The sequence below is a fragment of the Acidobacteriota bacterium genome (assembly GCA_020853395.1).
In the GTDB taxonomy this organism is placed as follows: Bacteria; Acidobacteriota; Vicinamibacteria; order Vicinamibacterales; family SCN-69-37; genus JADYYY01.
In genome coordinates, this window is record JADYYY010000016.1 from 56,203 (window position 1) to 75,645 (window position 19,443).

General features: G+C 70.6%; 15 protein-coding genes. 13 read left to right on the forward strand and 2 right to left on the reverse strand.

What is annotated here, in order from left to right; all coding sequences use genetic code 11:
• The first annotated feature begins 42 nt into the window (after positions 1-42).
• The 10 genes from IT184_15060 (at position 43) to IT184_15105 (ending at position 14,231) form a co-directional block, all read left to right on the forward strand.
• The gene (locus IT184_15060; protein ID MCC7010124.1) at positions 43-1,485 is read left to right on the forward strand and encodes a winged helix-turn-helix domain-containing protein; all 1,443 of its coding nucleotides are present in this window, start codon (positions 43-45) and stop codon (positions 1,483-1,485) included.
• 78 nt (positions 1,486-1,563) lie between these two features.
• Positions 1,564-1,812 carry a hypothetical protein gene (locus IT184_15065; protein ID MCC7010125.1) on the forward strand — a complete coding sequence of 83 codons (249 nt, stop codon included), beginning with the start codon at positions 1,564-1,566 and terminating at the stop codon, positions 1,810-1,812.
• Positions 1,813-1,867: 55 nt separating this feature from the next.
• Positions 1,868-3,025, forward strand: coding sequence for a carotenoid 1,2-hydratase (locus tag IT184_15070; protein MCC7010126.1), 1,158 nt, complete (start codon positions 1,868-1,870; stop codon positions 3,023-3,025).
• 73 nt (positions 3,026-3,098) lie between these two features.
• Positions 3,099-4,391: a M20/M25/M40 family metallo-hydrolase gene (locus IT184_15075; protein ID MCC7010127.1), complete on the forward strand. Its 1,293-nt coding sequence runs from the start codon at positions 3,099-3,101 to the stop codon at positions 4,389-4,391.
• A 132-nt stretch (positions 4,392-4,523) separates the two neighbouring features.
• Positions 4,524-6,749 carry a carbohydrate binding family 9 domain-containing protein gene (locus IT184_15080; GenBank protein MCC7010128.1) on the forward strand — a complete coding sequence of 742 codons (2,226 nt, stop codon included), beginning with the start codon at positions 4,524-4,526 and terminating at the stop codon, positions 6,747-6,749.
• Between the two features lie 187 nt (positions 6,750-6,936).
• Positions 6,937-8,016, forward strand: a complete 1,080-nt coding sequence (locus IT184_15085) for a COX15/CtaA family protein (GenBank protein MCC7010129.1) — start codon at positions 6,937-6,939, stop codon at positions 8,014-8,016.
• A gap of 95 nt (positions 8,017-8,111) precedes the next feature.
• A complete protein-coding gene (gene recQ, locus IT184_15090) occupies positions 8,112-9,962 on the forward strand; it encodes a DNA helicase RecQ (GenBank protein MCC7010130.1) in 1,851 nt (616 codons plus the stop codon).
• Positions 9,959-11,167, forward strand: coding sequence for a molybdopterin-dependent oxidoreductase (locus IT184_15095; GenBank protein MCC7010131.1), 1,209 nt, complete (start codon positions 9,959-9,961; stop codon positions 11,165-11,167). The genes recQ and IT184_15095 overlap by 4 nt, the downstream gene beginning before the upstream one ends.
• 32 nt (positions 11,168-11,199) lie before the next feature.
• Positions 11,200-11,502, forward strand: a complete 303-nt coding sequence (locus IT184_15100; protein MCC7010132.1) for a cytochrome c — start codon at positions 11,200-11,202, stop codon at positions 11,500-11,502.
• Positions 11,503-11,546: 44 nt separating this feature from the next.
• On the forward strand, positions 11,547-14,231 hold the full coding sequence (locus tag IT184_15105; protein MCC7010133.1) for a zinc-dependent metalloprotease: 2,685 nt from the start codon (positions 11,547-11,549) through the stop codon (positions 14,229-14,231).
• Positions 14,232-14,262: 31 nt separating this feature from the next.
• On the opposite strand, the gene IT184_15110 is transcribed toward IT184_15105, so the two are convergent.
• Entirely contained in the window at positions 14,263-15,093 is an 831-nt protein-coding gene (locus IT184_15110; protein MCC7010134.1) for an amidohydrolase family protein, read from the reverse strand.
• A gap of 39 nt (positions 15,094-15,132) precedes the next feature.
• On the opposite strand from IT184_15110, the gene IT184_15115 reads away from it, so the two are divergent.
• The 3 genes from IT184_15115 to IT184_15125 are packed head-to-tail and all read left to right on the forward strand — an operon-like array spanning position 15,133 to position 18,609.
• Positions 15,133-16,131 carry a substrate-binding domain-containing protein gene (locus IT184_15115; protein MCC7010135.1) on the forward strand — a complete coding sequence of 333 codons (999 nt, stop codon included), beginning with the start codon at positions 15,133-15,135 and terminating at the stop codon, positions 16,129-16,131.
• Between the two features lie 5 nt (positions 16,132-16,136).
• Positions 16,137-17,654 carry a sugar ABC transporter ATP-binding protein gene (locus IT184_15120; protein ID MCC7010136.1) on the forward strand — a complete coding sequence of 506 codons (1,518 nt, stop codon included), beginning with the start codon at positions 16,137-16,139 and terminating at the stop codon, positions 17,652-17,654.
• Positions 17,647-18,609: an ABC transporter permease gene (locus tag IT184_15125; GenBank protein MCC7010137.1), complete on the forward strand. Its 963-nt coding sequence runs from the start codon at positions 17,647-17,649 to the stop codon at positions 18,607-18,609. The genes IT184_15120 and IT184_15125 overlap by 8 nt, the downstream gene beginning before the upstream one ends.
• A gap of 31 nt (positions 18,610-18,640) precedes the next feature.
• On the opposite strand, the gene IT184_15130 is transcribed toward IT184_15125, so the two are convergent.
• A complete protein-coding gene (locus IT184_15130; GenBank protein ID MCC7010138.1) occupies positions 18,641-19,387 on the reverse strand; it encodes a sulfite exporter TauE/SafE family protein in 747 nt (248 codons plus the stop codon).
• Positions 19,388-19,443 lie beyond the last annotated feature (56 nt).

The following is a 19,443-nucleotide window of genomic DNA, read 5'->3' on the forward strand; positions in this document are numbered from 1 at the left end:
ACACGTGAACGCTGACGGCACCCGAGACTACAATGACCGGCCATGCCGGCCGGCACCGGCTTCAGCTTCGGCCCCTTCCATCTCGACGTGCGGTCGCGGCGGCTGCGCCGCGACGACATGGCGATCGATCTGCCAGCCCGCCAATTCGATCTGCTCGCCACGCTCGTCGTCAACCCAGGCGTCACGCTGAGCAAGGACCTGCTCACCAAAGCGGCGTGGCGCGACGTTGCGGTGGGCGACAACAGCCTGGTGCAGGCGATCTCGCAGTTGCGCGCCAGGCTCGACGAGAACGACGACCGCCGCTACATCCGTACCGTGTCGGGCCGCGGGTACTGTTTCGTCGCGCCCGTCGTGCCCACCGACGCCGACGGCCCGCACGCTGAGGTCGACGCACTGCTCGCGCCGTATCGTGCGCTCCTCGAGGGGCGCGCGGCGCTCGAGACCCTCGAGCGGCCGAGGATCGCCACGGCGAAGTCGACGTTCGAACGGCTGCTCACGCGCGACCGCCGCGATCCGCGGTTCCACGTGGGCCTCGCCAACGCCTGCGTGCTGCTCTACGAATCGACGCGTGCCGAGCCCGCACCCGACACGGATGCGCTGCGCCTGGCGGTGGCGCACGCGCGCGAGGCCTGCCGGCTCGACCCGAAGTACGGCGAGGCGTGGGCGACGCTCGGCTTCGTGCTCGACCGCGCGGGCCAGCCGGCCGATGCGCTCGCCGCCCTGCACTTCGCCGTCGACCTCGAACCCGACAATTGGAGACACCTGCTGCGCCTCTCGTACGGCAGTTGGGGCGACGCGCGGCTGCGCGCCGGGCGGCGCACGCTCTCGGTCTGTCCGCGCCTGCCGATGGCGCATCTGCTCGTCGCCACGGTCTACGTCGGCCGTGGCGCGCTCGCCGCGGCCGAATCGGAAATCGACGCGGCGCTCGCGGCGATGACCAGCCCATCGAGCGCCGCCGCGGGGTGCTCGACCGTGGCGGTCCACTGGCTCAACGGCCTCCTTCTCGCCGTGCGCGGACGAGACGACGATGCGGTGGCCGCGTTCGAACGCGAGCTCGCGGGAGAGTCGCGCGGTCATCTCTACGCACGCGAGTGCTGCGCGAACGCGTGGTACGCGATCGGCGCGTGCAGGCTGCGCCAGGGCGAGGCGGCCGCCGCGCGCGCTGGGTTCGAGCAGGCGATCGTGCGCCTGCCTCGGCATCCGATGGCTCGTGCCGGGCTGCTGCTCGCGAAGCCTGGCGCGCTCGACGCCATGGCAGCACCTCTCGAGCCGGCAGCGTCGATCGACGTCGCCATCGCACGAGCCGCGCTCCGCGTTGCACACGGTGACGTCGCCACGGCGGTGCGGCTCGTTGGCGCGGCGCTCGCCGCGGCGCCGCCAGGGAATGCCGGTTGGCTCGTGCCCATCGATCCGCTCCTCGGCGCACAGCGGGATCTCGCGTCCTGGGCGCCCGTGCTGGCGGCGCTGCACGAGCGGGCGATGTAGGGCACACTTCCCGTGACTGCATCGCGCGCCCCGATGTCTCCACTCAGGCACACACGGCGCTGCTGGAAGGAGGACGATGTGCTGCCCGTCGACGGGATCACGCTGGAGCTGATTGCGCGGACTCTGCCCAGGCTGAGTCTCGCAGTGCCGCACAACTTGAAGTCGATTCGAGCTCACCAGGAAACCAGCGCGCTCGTGTTCGAGATGGACGACGGATTCCTCGTCACCGTGCCGGTGTCCGAGGATCGAGATCACTACTGCTTCGAACTGCCCGGAGGCCATGTGGCAGTCATGGCCAAAGAACAAATATTGGGCAGGGCTCACTAGCCGCCGCGCCTGGCCGCGCGAGCGCCGCGTCGATGATCGGCCGCACAATGGACGCATGGCGCGCTGGATTCCGGTCACGGTCACGCTGACGGCCGCGCTCGTCGTCGCCGCCGTAACGCCATCCCCCACGACAGCGACGCAGGGGCCGGCCCGGCGTCGAGCCACGCCGTCGCCAGGCTGGAAAGACGCCGCGCCCGGACGTCTGATCGTGCTGCCGCGGGATCACGCCAGCCATCCGGACTTCAAGATCGAGTGGTGGTACTACACGGGGAACCTGAACGCGGCCGACGGCCGGCGGTTCGGCTACCAGGTGACCTTCTTCCGCATCGGCGTCGATCCGATGCCGGCGAACCCGTCGCGCTGGGCGGTGCGCGATCTCTTCATGGCGCACCTGGCGGTGTCGGACGTCGACGGCAAGCAGTACCGGTTCGCCGATCGCATGAACCGCACGGGGCCAGGGTGGGCCGGCGCCGCGACGGACCGTTATCGCGTGTGGAACGAGGACTGGCAGGCGACGCTCGATCCCGACGGCACGCACCGGCTGACCGCGACGACCGCGGACTTCGGCGTCGATCTGACGCTCGCACCGGGCAAGCCCCCCGTCCTTCACGGCGACCGCGGCTACAGCCGGAAAGGATCGACGCCCGGCAACGCGTCGCACTACTACTCGCTCACGCGCATGCCGACGCGCGGCACGATCGTGGCCGGCGGCCGGCGGATCGCCGTGACGGGCACAAGTTGGATGGATCACGAGTTCGGCACGAGCTTCCTCGAGCCAACCCAGGTCGGCTGGGACTGGTTCTCCATCCAGCTCGACGACGGGCGCGAGCTGATGCTGTTCGAGCTGAGGCAGAAAGACGGCGGCGTCGATCCGCGATCGAGCGGCACGCTCGTCGATGCCGACGGCGCGGCGACGCCGGTCCGCCTCGACAGCGGCTTCCGGCTGGAGCCGGGACGACGATGGACGTCGCGGGCGAGCGGCGCGACCTATCCCGTGGAGTGGCGTGTGCGCGTGCCGGCGGCGGCGCTCGATTTGGCGGTGTCGGCCGCGCTCGACGATCAGGAACTGCGCACCGAGCGATCGACGGGCGTCACGTATTGGGAAGGCGCCGTCGACGTGGCCGGCACGTCTGGCGGCCGGCGCGTCGCCGGGCGCGGCTACCTCGAGATGACGGGCTACTCGGGGCAGGTCATGGGCGACTTCCTCAGATAGCCGCGCCGTCCCGATTCGTCCGCATTCTGTCCGCGCCGTTGTTCCGGCCGCGGCTTCATCGTAGGCTCAGAGCATGACCACCCGACTCGCTCCCCTTGCCGTGCTCGCCGCCTCGCTGGCGTTCGCCTCGTCCACCGCGTTCGCCCAGACCTGCCCGGATCCCGCGGCGATCACCAAGGGCGTGGACCGTCCTCTCGCGGCCGTGCGCTACCTGGCGGACGATGCCCTGGCCGGGCGGCGCGCGGGGACGGATGGAGAGCGTTGCGCGGCCGAGTACATCGCGAGCGAGTTCGCCCGCCTGGGCCTCGCGCCCGCGGGCGAGCAGGGCACCTGGTTCCAGAGCCTGCCGCTCGCCTCGGCGCTGAACCCGCACGCGCCGGGCGGCACGGGCCGCAACGTGATCGCCGCGCTGCGCGGATCGGACGAGGCGCTGCGCAACGAGTGGGTCGTGATCGGCGCGCACTACGACCATCTCGGCGAGGGCGGCGCGGGCTCGCTCGCGCCGAACGAGAAGGCCATCCACAACGGCGCCGACGACAACGCCTCCGGCGTGGCGGCGATGCTCGCAGCGGCCGCGCGTCTCACCGCCGGCCCCGCGCCCGCGCGCAGCGTCCTGTTCATCGCGTTCACGGGCGAAGAGGCCGGGCTGCTCGGCTCGGCGTACTTCGTGAAGCACCTCACCGTCGGCGCCGGCCGGGTCGTCGGCATGATCAACCTCGACATGGTGGGCCGCCTCGGCCAGGGCACGCTGATCGTGTACGGCGTGGACACGGCACAGGAGTGGCGCGGGCTGGTCGATCCGGCGGCGGCGCGCGCGGGCCTGCCGATCGCGGTGCGCGGCGAGGGCTACGGCCCGAGCGATCACACGTCCTTCTACACGGCCGACATCCCGGTGCTGCACCTCTTCACGAACACGCACGGCGACTACCACAAGCCCAGCGACGACTGGGACAAGATCGACGTGCCCGGCCTCGAGAAGGTGACGGCGATGGTCGCCGACATCGCGACCTCCGTCGCGAACCGGCGTCCGGCGCTGACGCTGCGGCGTGGGGCCGGCGAGCCGCCGCGGGCCTCGAGCGCCAGCTCCGGCACGGCGGCCGCGTACCTCGGCACCGTGCCGGACTTCACGCCGGTCGATCGCGGCGTGAAGCTGAGTGGCGTGACCGCCGGGTCGCCCGCCGACAAGGCCACGCTCAAGGCGGGCGACATCGTGATCGGCATCGGCACCCACGACGTCCCCGACCTCCAGGGCATGACCGACGCGCTGCGCGCCTACAAGCCGGGCGACACCGTGACCGTCAAAGTCATCCGCGACGGCGAGACGAAGACGTTCGAGGTCACGCTCGGAAGCCGCGCGGGCCGGTAGACGCTCGCCTCGCGGATGCTCCACCAGCCGCCGCCTTGAAGCCGGCGGGGGACGCCGCGCGTGCGGTCGCAGGCGTTTTCGCACGCACGCCCCGGAACGCGCCCCGCCGGAAGGGCGTATGGAACAGGGAGCATGATCATCCCCACGTTCGGCGCCGTGCTGCTGCTGGCGATCGCGCTCCTTTTCGTTCCGAGTCCTGCATCGGCGCAGCCGCCCGCCGCCGATGTGCGCACGGTCGCGGCCGAGCGGCTCGCGCCGGGCGAGGCGGTGCGGATCGACGGCATTCGCGACGAGCCGGCGTGGCAACGCGTCGCTCCCGCGACCGGTTTCCTCCAGCGCGAGCCCGTGAACGGCGCGCCGGCGTCGGAGCGCACCGACGTGCGCCTCCTGTACGACGATCACCGGCTCCTGCTCGCGATCGATCTGCACGACAGCGCTCCCGACGCCGTGCTGAGCAACCAGATGCAGCGCGACGAAGAGTTCGACACGGATGACAGCTTCGCGTGGTCGATCGACACGTTCCTCGACGGCCGCACCGGCTACTACTTCGAGATCAACCCTGCCGGCGCGATGGCGGACGGCCTGATTCTTTCGCCCGGCAGCGGAAACGGCGGCGACGGATCCGTGAATCGATCGTGGGACGGCATCTGGATCGCCAGGGCGCGCCGGACCGGCACGGGCTGGGCGGCCGAGGTGGAGATTCCGTTTCGCACGCTGAACTTCGACCCGGCGCTCACGCAGTGGGGCGTCAACTTCCGGCGCACCGTGCGGCGCAAGAACGAGGAGAGCATCTGGACCGGTCACGCGCTCAACCAGGGGCTGACGCGCATGGTGAACGCCGGACGGGTCGTGGGATTCCGCGGTCTCTCGCAGGGGCTGGGGCTCGACCTCGTGCCGTACGGCGTCGCGAACGTGTCGAGCGCGCCCGGCCGCGGCCGGCCCGATCCCACGGGCGGCCGGGGCGCCGGGCTCGACGCCTTCTACAACATCACGCCGGCGCTCCGTCTGAACTTCAGCCTCAACACCGACTTCGCCGAGACGGAAGTCGACGAGCGGCGCGTGAACCTCACGCGCTTCCCGCTGTTCTTCCCCGAGAAGCGCGCCTTCTTCCTCGAAGGCTCGAGCTACTTCGACTTCGGCCGCGGGTCTGGCGACGCGGTGATGCCCTTCTTCTCGCGCCGGATCGGGCGAGACGACCGCGGTGAGCCGCAGCGAATCGACGCCGGCGCGAAGCTCACCGGCCGCGCCGGCGCGTTCGACGTCGGGCTGCTCCAGGTGCGCACGGGCGGCGACGATCGAGTCGGGGAGGACTTCTCGGTGCTCCGCGTGCGGCGCCGCTTGTTCCAGCAGTCGTACGTCGGCGCGCTGTACACGCGACGGTCGTCGCGGGCGCCCGGCGACGTCGATCGCCACACCGTCGGGCTCGACGTCGGCCTGCAGACGTCCACGTTCCGCGGCGACAAGAACCTCGACGTGAACGCGTTCTTCCTCGACACCGGCGGGCCGGATGCACCCGGCGGCGGCGCCGGCTTCGGCGCCAGCGTCGCGTATCCGAACGATCCCTGGACGGCGAGCTTCTCGGCGCTCGAGCTGCAGGCCGGCTACAGTCCTGCCCTCGGTTTCGTCGAGCGCCGGGGATTCCGGCGGTTCAACCCGGAGCTGGAATGGGCGCCGCGCGTCGCCGATCACCCGTGGATTCGCGGGCTCGAGCTCTCGCTCGACTGGGACGTCCAGAACGACACGCGCAACCGTGCGCTCACGCGCGAGATGGAGCTGACGGTGCTCCAGGTCAACGCCCACGACGGCGGCCGCTACCAGTTCGTCGTCACGCCGCAGTACGAGCGGCTCGAGGAGGACTTCGAGATCTCGGACGGCGTCGTGCTGCCGGCCGGCGCCGAGTACCGGTTCACGCGCTACCAGATCGAGGCGGAGACGTCCGATTCACGGCCGGTGTCGATCGCGCCGCAGGTCACGTGGGGCGAGTTCTTCTCGGGCCGCCGGCGCGACTACGCGCTGCAGATCGGCGTCCGGCCGCGGCGCGGCGTGTCGTTCGCCGTCGAGGCCGAACGGAGCGTGCTCGACCTGGCGGAAGGCAGCTTCACGGCCGACGTGGTCCGGCTGGCCGCCAACACCCAGTTCAGCCCCTGGATCTCGCTGGCGAACAACGTCCAGTACGACACCGTGAGCGGCGAGCTGGGCTGGCAGGCGCGCTTCCGCTGGATCCGTCGTCCCGGCAACGATCTGTTCGTCGTCTACACGCACAACTGGCGCGAGCTCATGACGCCCGGTCAGCGCCGGCGGCTCTCGACGCTCGACAATCGGCTCGCGACGAAGCTCGTGTATACACTGAGGTTCTAACGACGCGACGAAGGGCAAAGGGCAAAGGGCAGAGGGCAGAGGGCAAAGGTAAAGGGGAAAAGAGGGACGAAGGGAAAAGGGGAAAGGGAAGACCGAAATGCGGCGGACTGCCCGGCGATCGAATCGCAGCGAGGCATAGAATCGCAGAAGAGGAGAAGACGAATCGATGCCGGCCGTGAGTCGTGCGATGTCGGGGGCGGGGGCGGGCGAGATTGCGGGGCATGGGCGGGTATCGGTGGCGCGGTGGTTGTTCGTCTGCGCGGCGCTCGTGTTCGCGATGGTGGTGCTGGGCGGTGCGACGCGGTTGACGCACTCGGGGCTGTCGATCGTCGAGTGGCAGCCGCTCGTCGGCACGATCCCGCCGCTTTCGGACGCCGACTGGCAGGAGCAGTTCGAGAAGTACCAGCTCACGCCCGAGTACCGGCTCGTGAACCACGACATGGACGTCGAGGGGTTCAAGCGCATCTTCTGGCTCGAGTACTTCCACCGGCTGCTCGGCCGGCTGATCGGGATCGTCTTCTTCCTGCCGTTCCTCTACTTCGTGGTGCGCCGCCAGATCGAGCGGCCGCTGGCATGGAAGCTCGCGGGGATTTTCGTGCTCGGCGGCCTGCAGGGTGCGATGGGGTGGTACATGGTGGCCAGCGGCCTCGTGGACGACCCGCGCGTGAGCCAGTTCCGGCTGACCGCGCATCTCGCGCTGGCCGTCCTGATCTACGCGGCCATTCTCTGGACGGCGCTCGACCTCCTGCCGGCCGGTCCGGCGCCCGCCGATCCGGCGGCCAGCGCGCGGCTACGCTGGCGCAGTTGGGCCGTCACCGCGCTCGTGGCGCTGCTCATCGTCTCGGGCGGGTTCGTCGCCGGCATCCGCGCCGGCCGCGCCTACAACACGTTCCCGCTGATGAACGGCCACGTCCTGCCGCCCGAAGCGTTCATGCTCGACCCGTGGTACCAGAACTTCTTCTACAACATGGCCACGGTGCAGTTCACGCACCGGCTGTTCGCATGGACGCTGGTGCTCGCCGGCCCGTGGCTGTGGTGGACGACGCGCGCGGCGGGGCTGACCGCGCGGGTGCGCGCGCTCGGCCACCTGCTCCTGGCCGCGATCGCGATCCAGATCACGCTCGGCATCACCACGCTGCTCTTCGTGGTGCCGGTCTCGCTCGGCACGGCGCATCAAGCCGGCGCCCTGGGCGTCCTCACCGTCGTGCTGATGTTGAACCACGCGCTCGCACGGACGCCTGGGCGGAGATGGCACGTCCACCCATGAAGCCGTGAAGCACGCGGCCGTGGCGCGTGCGTCGGAGGTCCGGTTCGCCAACCCATCCGGCCCCGGTCGGCCATTCAAGGCCGTACAATGCCGGCGTGCCGGACGCGCTCGCTGACATCCTCGAACGCTACTGGGGCTACGGCTCGTTCCGCCCGCTGCAGCGTGAGGCCATGGCGGCGATCGTGGCGCGCCGCGATTCGCTCGTCGTGCTGCCCACTGGCGGCGGCAAGTCGCTCTGCTTCCAGGCGCCGGCGCTCCTCGGCGACGGCGTCGCGCTCGTGATCTCGCCGCTGATCGCGTTGATGAAGGATCAGGTCGACACGCTCGTCGCCAACGGCGTGCCGGCGGCGTCGTACCACAGCGGTCTGACGCCGGACGCGCGCCGCGCCGTGGCCGGCGGCGTGCGCGCCGGCCGCTACCGGCTGCTGTACGTCGCGCCGGAACGGCTCGTCGGCGAGGCCAGCGCCGGGTTCCTGTCGCTCTTGGGCGATCGCGCGCCGTCATTCGTCGCCATCGACGAGGCGCACTGCATCAGCCAGTGGGGCCACGACTTCCGGCCCGAATACCGGCAGCTCGCGCGGCTGCGCGAGCGGTGGCCGGACGTGGGGCTGCACGCGTTCACCGCCACCGCCACGGCCCGTGTGCGCCGCGACATCGTCGCCCAGCTCGGCCTGCGCGATCCGCTCGAGATGATCGGATCGTTCGATCGTCCGAACCTGGTCTACCGCGTGCTGCCGCGCGCGAATCTGAAGAAGCAGATCCAGGACGTCCTCGCGCGCCACGCGCGCGAAGCGGGCATCGTCTATTGCCAGTCGCGTCGCGAAGTGGACGCGCTCGCCGCCTGGCTGTCGGGCACGGGCGTCCGCGCCGTGCCCTATCACGCCGGGCTCGACGACGACGTCCGTCACCGGAATCAGGACGCGTTCCTCAACGAGGACGTCGACGTCGTCGTCGCCACGGTCGCGTTCGGCATGGGCATCGATCGATCCGACGTGCGGTTCGTCGTCCACGCCGGCCTTCCGCAGTCGCTCGAGCACTACCAGCAGGAAGCGGGCCGCGCCGGGCGCGACGGCCTCGAGGCCGAGTGCGTGCTGATCTACTCGGCCGCCGACGCGATCCGATGGCGGGCCATGTTCGGCGAGGAGAGCGACGGCCGCGAGGCCAAGCTCGCGCTGCTTCGCGACATCGAGCGGTACGCCGCGAGCGTCGGCTGCCGGCACCGGCGTCTCGTGAGCTACTTCGGCGAGCCGTTCACGAAAGACGCCTGCGGCGCGTGCGACGTCTGCCTGGGCGAGCTCGAGCCGGTCGCCGAGCCGGTGCCGCTCGCGCGCAAGATCCTGTCCGCCGTCGCGCGCGTCGATCAGCGCTTCGGCGTCGCGCACGTGGCGAACGTGCTGCGCGGCCGCGCCACCGAGCTCGTGAGCGGACGCGGGCACGATCGGCTGAGCGTGTTCGGCCTGCTGCGCGACGCGTCCGCCGACGAGATTCGCGGTTACGTCGATCAGCTCGTCGCGCGCGGGCTGCTCAGGGTCACCGACGATGCCTATCCGGTGCTCAAGCTGACCGCTGACGGCGTCGGCCTGATGAGGGATCCTGACGCGCTCGCCGACCTGGTGCTCGCGCGGCAGCGGAAGCCCGAGCGTGGGCAGCCGGAGCGGCGGACCACGGCCGGCGGCGATTCGTGGGAGGGCGTCGATCGCGACCTCTTCGACCGGCTCCGCGCGCTCCGCCAGTCGCTGGCGAAGGCGCGCGGCGTGCCGCCGTACATCGTCTTCCACGACCGGACGTTGCGCGACGTCGCGCGCCAGCGCCCGGCGTCGACGGCGGCGCTCGCCCACGTGTACGGCATGGGCGTCAGCAAGATCGAGCTGTTCGGCGCGGCCATCGTCGACGTCGTCCGTGAGCACGCCGCGTCGATGGACCGCGTGCCGGGAGAGGTCGCATGAGGCGCCGCGAGTTCCTGGCTGCCGCCGCCACGCTGGCGGCCTCGACCGCGGGGATGCCGATCGCCGCCGCGCGGGCGCAGTCGCGGATCGCGCTGCCGTTCGAGAACGGCGAGCGCTCGCTCGTCGCGTTCCCGGAGAAGCGCCCGCTCATCGTCCTGACCACGCGGCCGCCGCAGCTCGAGACGCCGTTCAGTGTCTTCGACGAGGGCGTGCTGACGCCGAACGACGCGTTCTTCGTGCGCTATCACTGGGCGGCGATTCCGACGTCGATCGACGAGCGGACCTACCGGCTGCGCGTCGGCGGCGCCGTGTCGACGCCGCTGGAGCTCTCGCTCGAGGCCCTGGCGGCGCTCGCGCCTCCGGTGGACGTCGTCGCCGTGAACCAGTGTTCCGGCAACGGCCGCGGCCTCTTCCGGCCTCGAGTCAACGGCGGCCAGCTCGCGAACGGCGCGATGGGCAACGCGCGCTGGACCGGCGTGCCGCTCGGCGCCGTGCTGCGCGCCGCCGGCGTGAGCGCGGCCGCGAAGCAGGTGACCTTCGACGGCCTGGATCGGCCGCCGATGGGCACCGGGCCCGACTTCGTCAAGGCGCTCGACATCGATCACGCGCTCGATGGCAGCGTCCTCATCGCCTGGGCCATGAACGGCGCCGACCTGCCGATGCTGAACGGCTATCCGCTGCGCCTGGTCGTGCCGGGCTACTACGGCACCTACTGGATCAAACACCTCACGCACATCGACGTGCGCGACGCCGCGTTCGACGGGTTCTGGATGAGCAGCGCGTACCGGATTCCCGCGAACTCCTGTGCCTGCGTCGAGCCTGGCGCGCCGCCGGCCGCGACCGTGCCGATCGGCCGCTTCAACGTGCGGTCGTTCATCACGAGCCACCTCGACGGCGCGACGATTCCCGCCGGCCGCGAGACGACCGTTCGCGGGATCGCGTTCGACGGCGGCTCGGGGATCCGCGAGGTGGCGTTCTCGGCCGACGGCGGCCGCACGTGGCAGCCGACGCGGCTGGGACAGGATCTCGGCCGCTACTCGTTCCGCGAGTGGACGACGACGTTCAGGCCGGCGGCGCTTGGGCCCGTCGACCTGCAGGCTCGCGCAACCAGCCAGCAGGGCGAGACTCAACCGGCGGCGCCGCGCTGGAACGCCGCCGGCTACATGCGCAACGTGATCGAAACGACGCGCGTGACGGTCGCGTAGGACGAGCCATGACGACGAAGTCGCGGCGACATCTGGCGGCGTGGAGCGGCCTCGTGGTCGTCACCGGTGCGGCGCTGATCGCGGCGCAACTGACCGTGACGCTGCCGCCCGACACGGCTGTCTATCGGCCGAGCGATCTGCCTGGCTACGCCCTCGTCCAACGCCATTGCCTCGCCTGCCACTCCGCCGAGTACGTGCTCGTCCAGCCCCCCACGTCGTCGCGTGCCTACTGGGACGCGACGGTGAAGAAGATGAAGGCGCCGTTCGGCGCGGCGTTTCCCGACGAGGACATTCCTTCCATCGTGGACTACCTCGCGCAAACGTACGGACGGTGACGCGTCTATACTCGTGCCTTCCCGTTCAACGTTGGAGGGCTCAGATGGCTCCTCGTCGCGGCACGATACGGTCGGCGTGGCTCGGGTTGGCCTGCGTTTGTGCGCTCGTCGCCGGCGTATCGGCGCAGGATCTCGGCCGGATCGTGTCTCAGGCGGTCGTGACGCCGGACGATCCGCTCTGGGCCGGCGTGCAGGAACCGCCTGCGCCCGCGCCGCCCGCGGAGTCTCCGGCGCAGGCCGGTGACGCCGATCAGGCCGGACGTGCCGGCGGCCGTGGGCCACAGCCCACCCAGCCGCGTCCGTACGGCCAGGTCATCACCGCCGCCGCGCGCACCGACGACGGCATCTTCAAAGTGCACCGCGTGAACGAGCAGTTGTACTTCGAGATCCCGAAGGCGCAGCTCGGCAAGGACTTCCTCTGGGTGAGCCAGATCAAGCGGACGACGATCGGGGCGGGCTACGGCGGGCAGGCCGCGGGCAGCCGCGTCGTGCGCTGGGATCTGTCGGGAAACCGCGTCCTCTTGAAGATCATCGACTACAGCATCGTCGCCGACACCGCGGCGCCGATTGCGCGCGCGGTGGCGGACGCGAACCATCCCGCGATCGCGCGCGCGTTCAACGTCGCCGCGTTCAACCCGTCGGGCGATCCGGTGATCGACGTGACGGCCATGTTCGCGACGGAGATGCCCGAGCTGTCGGTGCGCGGGCGGATCGGCGCGCGCGGGTTCGACGGCGCGCGGACGTTCATCGAGAAGGTCGTCTCGTTTCCCGAGAACGTCAACGTCGACGTCACGCAGACCTACACCGCGCCCGTCGACGCCGGCGGCCCTGGGGGCGCCGGCCGTGCCGGCATCCGCGGCAACAGCGCGACCGTCGTCGCCGCCTACAGCATGGTGAAGCTGCCCGAGACGCCGATGATGCCGCGGCTGTTCGACGAGCGCGTCGGGTACTTCTCGCAGTCGCACTACGACTTCGGGCGCGACGACCACCGCGCCAAGCAGCGCACCTTCATCACGCGCTATCGGCTGGAGAAGCAGGATCCGGCGGCGGCGCTCTCCGAGCCCGTGAAGCCCATCGTCTACTACGTGGATCCGGCGACGCCGGCGAAGTTCGTTCCGTGGGTCAAGCGGGGCGTCGAGGACTGGCAGCCAGCATTCGAGGCGGCCGGATTCCGCCGCGCCATCGTCGCGCGCGACGCGCCTGCCGACGATCCCGACTGGAGCCCCGAAGACGCGAGGTACTCGGTGATCCGCTGGCTGCCGTCGACGATCGAGAACGCCCAGGGGCCGCACATCCACGATCCGAGGACGGGCGAGATCCTCGAAGCGGACATCCAGTTCTACCACAACATCCAGAACCTGCTCCGCGACTGGTACTTCGTGCAGGTGGGCGCGCTCGACTCGCGCGCGAGGACGCTGCCGCTGTCCGAGGAGCTGATGGGCGAGCTCATCCGGCACGTCGTCGCGCACGAGGTCGGACACACGCTCGGGTTCCAGCACAACATGAAGGCGAGCTCGATGTACTCGCTGCAGCAGGTGCGCGATCGGGCGTGGGTGAAGGCGAACGGCCACACGCCGACGATCATGGACTACTCGCGGTTCAACTACGTCGCGCAGCCCGAGGACGGTATCGACGTGGCCGATCTGATTCCGAAGATCGGACCGTACGACAAGTGGGCGACGATGTGGGGGTACACGCCCATTCCGGGCGCGAGTACGCCGGACGACGAGCGGCCGATGCTCGACGAGTGGGCGCGCCAGCAGGACGCGACGCCGTACTACCGGTTCTCGACGCCGGGCGGCATCGGCGATCCCGGCAACAACACCGAAGCCGTCGGCGACGCCGACGCGGTCGCGGCGACCACGCTGGGGATGAAGAACCTGCAGCGCGTGTCCGAGATGCTGCTCACGGCGACGTCCACGCGTGCGGGCGAGCCGTACGACGACCTGACGCAGGTCTTCGGCAGGATGGTGGGGCAGTGGACGCTCGAGATGGGCCACGTCGTCCAGCTCGTCGGCGGCGTCTCGTCCCAGCAGAAGCACGTCGGACAGCAGGGCGTGCGGTTCACCACGGTGCCCAAGGCCCGGCAGGTCGAGGCCGTGCAGTACCTGCTCGCCAACGCGTTCGTGACGCCGTCCATGTTCGTGAAGCCCGAACTGCTGCGCCGGATGGAGCCGGCCGGCGCGATGCTGCGGGTTCGCAACGCCCAGACCTCGGTGCTCAACCAGTTGCTCTCGGTGCCGCGGATCCAGCGCATGGTGGAGCAGGGCGCGATCGACGGGCCGGAGGCCTACTCGGCCCTCCAGATGCTCGGCGACGTGCGGCGGGGGATCTGGTCCGAGCTGGCGACGCCCGGGCGCGCGATCGATCCGTTCCGCCGCGAGACGCAGCGCGCGTATCTCGACACGCTCGACAACCGGATCAACGGCGGGCCGGTATCGGTGACCGAGGTCAGCGCGCTCTTGCGCGGCGAGCTGCGCGCGCTCGACGCGCAAATCCGCACGGCGCTCTCGGCCGCCAGCGATCGCGTCACGCGGCTGCACCTCGAGGACGTGCGCGGGCACATCGCGCGGATTCTGGATCCGCAAGTGCCTCGAGCGGCCGCACAGGCCGCCGGCGCGGCGCGCGGCGCCGGCCCGGGCGGCACGGGCGATCGCGCCTTCGACTTCGAGAACGACCCGCTCCTGCGCGCGCCGGAAGGGTGCTGGACGACGCTGAGCCTCTGGTGACGTCGACGCGGAACAGCGAGCTCGCCCGTCGTCAGCGGGCGAGCCCGTACGTACGGATCGCGGTGCCGCCCAGCACGGCATCGCGCTCGTCCTCGGACCAGGCAGCGACGGTGTCGAGCACGATCGCCATCGTCTCCTCGTACGTCGCCGCGAGCGTGCAGACCGGCCAGTCGGATCCAATCATCAGCCGTCCGGGTCCGAAGCACTCGATCGCCGCGTCGAGATAGGGCCGCACGTTCTCGCGAGTCCACGACGACCAGTCGGCCTCCGTCACCATGCCGGAGAGCTTGCAGACGACGTTCGGCAGGCGCGCCATGGCGCCGAGGTGCCGGCGCCACTCCCGGATCTCGCCGGCTGCGATGCGCGGCTTGGCGATGTGATCGAGCACGAAGCGCTGGCGTGGGAAGCGAGCGGCGAAGTCCACGGCTTCGGGCAGTTGCCGCTCGACCACGAGCACGTCGTAGGCCAGGCCGAAGCGCTCGAGGTGGGCGATTCCCCGGAGGAAGTCGTCGCGCAACATGAACCCGTCCGGCTCGGCTTGCACGATGTGACGCACCCCGACGAGACGAGGATGCTGGCTGAGCTCGTCCAACTGGACGACGGCCTCGTCGGAGCACAGATCGACCCAGCCGACCACGCCGCGGATCGACGGGTGCTCGTCGGCGAGGCGCAGCAGCCAGCGAGTCTCCTCGACGTTCTGGAGGACCTGGACAAGGACCGATCCGTCGAAGCCCGCGGCTCCGAGATGCGGGGCGAGATCGGGGGGAAGGAAATCACGCTGGATCGCGGCCATGCGATCCGTGATCCACGGATGCGCGGCGGCCGAGTAGCGCCAGAAGTGCTGATGGCTGTCGATGCGCACGGTCTCCTCGGATCTTTGCAGATCGGCTATCTTACCGGGATGCAGACGCGAGCATTCCGGACCGTCTCGTGGTGTCTTCTGGCCGCCGGCCTGGTCGCCGCGTGCGGCGGCGGCGCGAATTCCGGCGGTCCTGGCGCATCGACCACGCTCCGGATCGCGGTCATCCCCAAGGGCACGACGCAGGAGTTCTGGAAGTCGGTCCACGCGGGCGCGGTCAAGGGCAGCCGCGACGCAGGCGTCGAGATCATCTGGAAGGGGCCCGTGCGCGAGGACGACCGCGACGAGCAGATCAAGGTCGTCGAGACCTTCGTCGCGCAGAAGGTCGACGGCATCGTCGTCGCGCCGCTCGACGATCGCGCGATCGTGCCCGCGCTGACCGAGGCGCGCGGCCGGAACATCCCCGTGCTCGTCTTCGATTCCGGCGTGCAGTGGGACGGCCACGTCAGCTTCGTCGCGACCGACAACGAGAAGGCGGGAAGCCTCGGCGGCGAGCGGCTCGGCGAGGTGCTCGGCGGCAAGGGCCGCGTCATCATGATGCGCTACCAGGAAGGTTCCGCCAGCACGATGGCGCGCGAGTCCGGCTTCATGAAGACGATGGCGGAGAAGTTCCCGACCGTCCAGGTCGTGTCGTCGAACCAGTACGGCGGGCCCACCACCGAGACCGCCTACACCGTGGCCGAGAAGCTGCTCTCGACCTATCGCGACGTCGACGGCATCTTCTGCCCGAACGAGTCCACCACCTTCGCGATGATGCTCGCGCTCGACGCGGCACGGCTCACCGGCAAGGTGCGGCTGGTCGGGTTCGACGCCAGCCCGAAGCTCATCGAGGGGCTGCAGGCGGGCAAGATCGACGGCCTCGTCGTGCAGAACCCGTTCGCGATGGGCGAGCAGGGCGTGAAGCTGCTCGTGCAGAAGATCAAGGGGCAGGACATCCCCGCGCGGGTCGACACCGGGGCCACGATGGTCACGAAGGACAACATGGAGCAGCCGGACGTCCGCACGCTGCTCCATCCCGACCTGGCGACCTACCTCAACTGACCGCAATGGACGCGACGGGCCCGAGCCTGCTGCGAATGCGCGGCATCGAGAAACACTTCGGTCCGGTGCGTGCGCTCTCGGGCGTCGATCTCGACGTCGCGTCGGGCGAGGTGCACGCGCTCATCGGCGAGAACGGCGCGGGCAAGAGCACGCTGATGAAGGTGCTGTCGGGCGCCCATCGGCCCGACAGCGGCGAGATGGAGCTCGGCGGGCAGCCGTACACGCCCGAGGGCCCGCTCGACGCGCGGCGCCAGGGCGTCGCGATGATCTACCAGGACCTCGCGCTCGCGCCGCATCTCACCGTCGAGCAGAACATCACGCTCGGCCGCGAGCCGTCGAAGGCGGGCGTCGTCGACCGGGGTGCGCAGCGCGCGTCGGTGGAGCGCGCGCTCCGATGGCTCGACGAGCCCGGCCTCACGCCGGACCGGCCGGTGATGGCGCTGCCGCCCGGCCCGCGCCAGCTCGTCGAAGTGGCCCGCGCGCTCGCCGGCGACTCGCGCGTCGTCGTGATGGACGAGCCGACGAGCTCGCTGTCGAAGCGCGAAACCCGACGGCTGTTCGAGGTGATCGACCGGCTGCGCGAGCGCGGCGTGAGCGTCATCTACATCAGCCACTTCCTCGAGGAAGTCCGGCAGGTCGCGGATCGGTACACCGTGCTGCGCGACGGGCGCACGGTCGAGTCCGGCACGGTGCCGAAGGGCGACGGCGACGAGGCGGCGTTCATCCGTCACGTCATCGAGGCGATGGCGGGGCGGAGCCTCGAGTCGGCGTTTCCGCACGTGCCGCACACGCCCGGTGAGGTCGTCCTCGAGCTCGACGGCCTGTCGGGCGCGCGGCTGCCCGATCGCGCGAGCCTGACGCTCCGCCACGGCGAGATCCTCGGCCTCGCCGGCCTCGTCGGCGCCGGGCGGACGGAGCTGCTGCGCGCGCTCTTCGGCCTCGATCCGATCCGGGCCGGCCGCGTGACGATCGGCGGCGACGTGGACGCCGGCAGGGATCCGGCCGATCGCCTCGCGCAGGGCGTGGGCCTGCTCTCGGAGGATCGCACCGGCGAAGGGCTCGCGCTCAACATGTCCATCGCCGACAACCTGACGCTGTCGAAGCCCACCGCGCGCTTCGGCGTGATCTCGAGAACCGCGCAGCGCCGGGCGACGGCCGAGACCACCGCGACGCTCGCGTTGAAGCACCGCGACGCGACGCAGGCCGTCGGAGAGCTGTCGGGCGGGAACCAGCAGAAGGTCGCGCTGGCGCGGCTGCTGCACCACGACGTGGACATCCTGCTCTTCGACGAGCCGACGCGCGGCATCGACGTCGGCACCAAGGCCGAGATCTACCGGCTGATGGGCCAGCTCGCCCGGCAGGGCAAGGCGATCCTCTTCGTCAGCAGCTACCTGCCGGAGCTGCTCGGCGTCTGCGACCGGATCGCGGTGATGAGCCGCGGCAGGCTCGGCCCGGCCCGGCCGGTCGCCGAGTGGACGGAGGCCGCCCTCCTGGAGTCGGCGACCGCGGCGGACTATGCCTGAGCGATCGCGCGCGCGGCTGGGACAGCTCGTCGGACCGTTTCTCGGGCTCCTCGGCGTGTCGGCGCTGTTCGCAGCGCTCGTGCCCGACACGTTCCTCTCGATCTACAACTTCCAGACGGTCGCGGCGCAGACGGTCATCGTCGGGCTCGGCGCGCTCGGCATGACGTTCGTGATCGTGAGCGGCGGCATCGACCTGTCGGTCGGATCGCTCATCGCGCTGTCCTCGGTCGTCACGGCGCTCGCCCTGCGCCACGACTGGTCGCCCGTGGCCGCCTCGCTCGCGGGCGTGGCATCGGGCGCGCTCGCCGGCCTCGTCAACGGCGTGCTGATCACGCGCCTGCGCGTCGTGCCGTTCATCGTGACGCTCGGCAGCATGGGCATCGCCCGGGGCCTCGCGAAGTATCTCGCCGAGGAGCAGAAGATCGACGCGCCCGCCGCCTGGCTCGCCGGCGTGATGGCCAAGACGCCGGAGCCTGCCTGGCTGTCGATGGCCTGGGGCACGTGGCTCATGTTCGGCCTCGCCCTCGTGATGGGCTTCGTGCTGCGCCGCACCGTGTTCGGCGTGCACACCTACGCGATCGGATCGAACGAGGCGACCGCGAGGCTCTGCGGCATCCAGGTGCCGCGCGTGAAGGTCGCCATCTACACGCTCTCGGGCCTCTTCGCCGGCCTCGCGGGCGTGATGCAGTTCGCCCGCCTGACCGTCGGCGACCCGACGACGGCGATCGGCAAGGAGCTGGACATCATCGCGGCCGTCGTCATCGGCGGCACGAGCCTGTCGGGCGGAACCGGCGGCATCAGCGGCTCGCTCATCGGCGCGTTCCTCATGAGCGTGCTGGCCGACGGCTGCACGCTGACCGGCGTGCCGAACTACGTCCAGGAGATCGTCATCGGCGCCATCATCATCCTGGCGGTCGCGGTCGATCGCTGGCGGCAGCGCCGGCCGAGCGCCTGAGCGCGGATCCTGGGCCGCGCGCGCTTCGACGTCAGAACACGCCGATCAGCCGCAGCGCGGCGATGGCGGCGAACGTCAGCAGCAGCCCGTCGAAGACCCCCTGTGAGACGCGGTGCAGCAGCCACCGCCCGATGACCGATCCGACGACGATCGCCGGCACGAGCACGAGGTTGAAGAGCAGCGTGTGGACGTCGATCAGGCCCAGGCCCGCGCTGAGCGGCACCTTGATCACGTTGATGACGAAGAAGAACCACGCGATCGTGCCGGTGAACTCCATCTTCGAGAGGCCCATCGCGAGCAGGTACAGCGTCATCACCGGCCCGCCGGCATTGGCGAGCATCGTCGTGATGCCGGCGAGGATGCCGAGCGACCAGGCGTACACCCGTCCGGTCGGCATGCGATCGGCGATCGCCGGGCTCTGCAGCCGCAGGACGTGCATGATCGTGAGCGCCAGGATGATCCAGCCCAGCACCGGCGCGTAGCTGGCCTCGCTGAGCCAGTTGATGAGGAACACGCCCGCGCCGATGCCGGCGAGCGCGGGCGGCATCGTGCGCCACAGGTACTCCCAGCGCACGTGCCGGTGGAATCGCCCGATCGCCAGGAGGTCGCCGACGATGAGCATCGGGAGCACGACGCCCGTCGAGGCGCGGGCGCCGAACAGCAGCGCGAAGACGATGACGTGGAGGAGCAGCACGCCGGGGAACCCCGACTTGCTGATGCCGACGCCGACGGCAGCGAGCGTGGCGAGCGCCCATTGGCTCGCGGAGAAGTCGGGCATCCCGCAGATTCTAGCCTCGCGGCGTCTCCGATCCGTTCGCGAGGCCAGCCGCGACG

Excerpts from the sequence above, each read along its gene's own strand:
- IT184_15060 (MCC7010124.1), top strand. The coding sequence starts at position 43 with ATGCCGGCCGGCACCGGCTTCAGCTTCGGCCCCTTCCATCTCGACGTG.
- IT184_15070 (MCC7010126.1), top strand. The coding sequence starts at position 1,868 with ATGGCGCGCTGGATTCCGGTCACGGTCACGCTGACGGCCGCGCTCGTC.
- IT184_15075 (MCC7010127.1), top strand. The coding sequence starts at position 3,099 with ATGACCACCCGACTCGCTCCCCTTGCCGTGCTCGCCGCCTCGCTGGCG.
- IT184_15080 (MCC7010128.1), top strand. The coding sequence starts at position 4,524 with ATGATCATCCCCACGTTCGGCGCCGTGCTGCTGCTGGCGATCGCGCTC.
- IT184_15085 (MCC7010129.1), top strand. The coding sequence starts at position 6,937 with ATGTCGGGGGCGGGGGCGGGCGAGATTGCGGGGCATGGGCGGGTATCG.
- IT184_15095 (MCC7010131.1), top strand. The coding sequence starts at position 9,959 with ATGAGGCGCCGCGAGTTCCTGGCTGCCGCCGCCACGCTGGCGGCCTCG.
- IT184_15105 (MCC7010133.1), top strand. The coding sequence starts at position 11,547 with ATGGCTCCTCGTCGCGGCACGATACGGTCGGCGTGGCTCGGGTTGGCC.
- IT184_15115 (MCC7010135.1), top strand. The coding sequence starts at position 15,133 with ATGCAGACGCGAGCATTCCGGACCGTCTCGTGGTGTCTTCTGGCCGCC.
- IT184_15120 (MCC7010136.1), top strand. The coding sequence starts at position 16,137 with ATGGACGCGACGGGCCCGAGCCTGCTGCGAATGCGCGGCATCGAGAAA.
- IT184_15125 (MCC7010137.1), top strand. The coding sequence starts at position 17,647 with ATGCCTGAGCGATCGCGCGCGCGGCTGGGACAGCTCGTCGGACCGTTT.
- IT184_15130 (MCC7010138.1), bottom strand. The coding sequence starts at position 19,387 with ATGCCCGACTTCTCCGCGAGCCAATGGGCGCTCGCCACGCTCGCTGCC.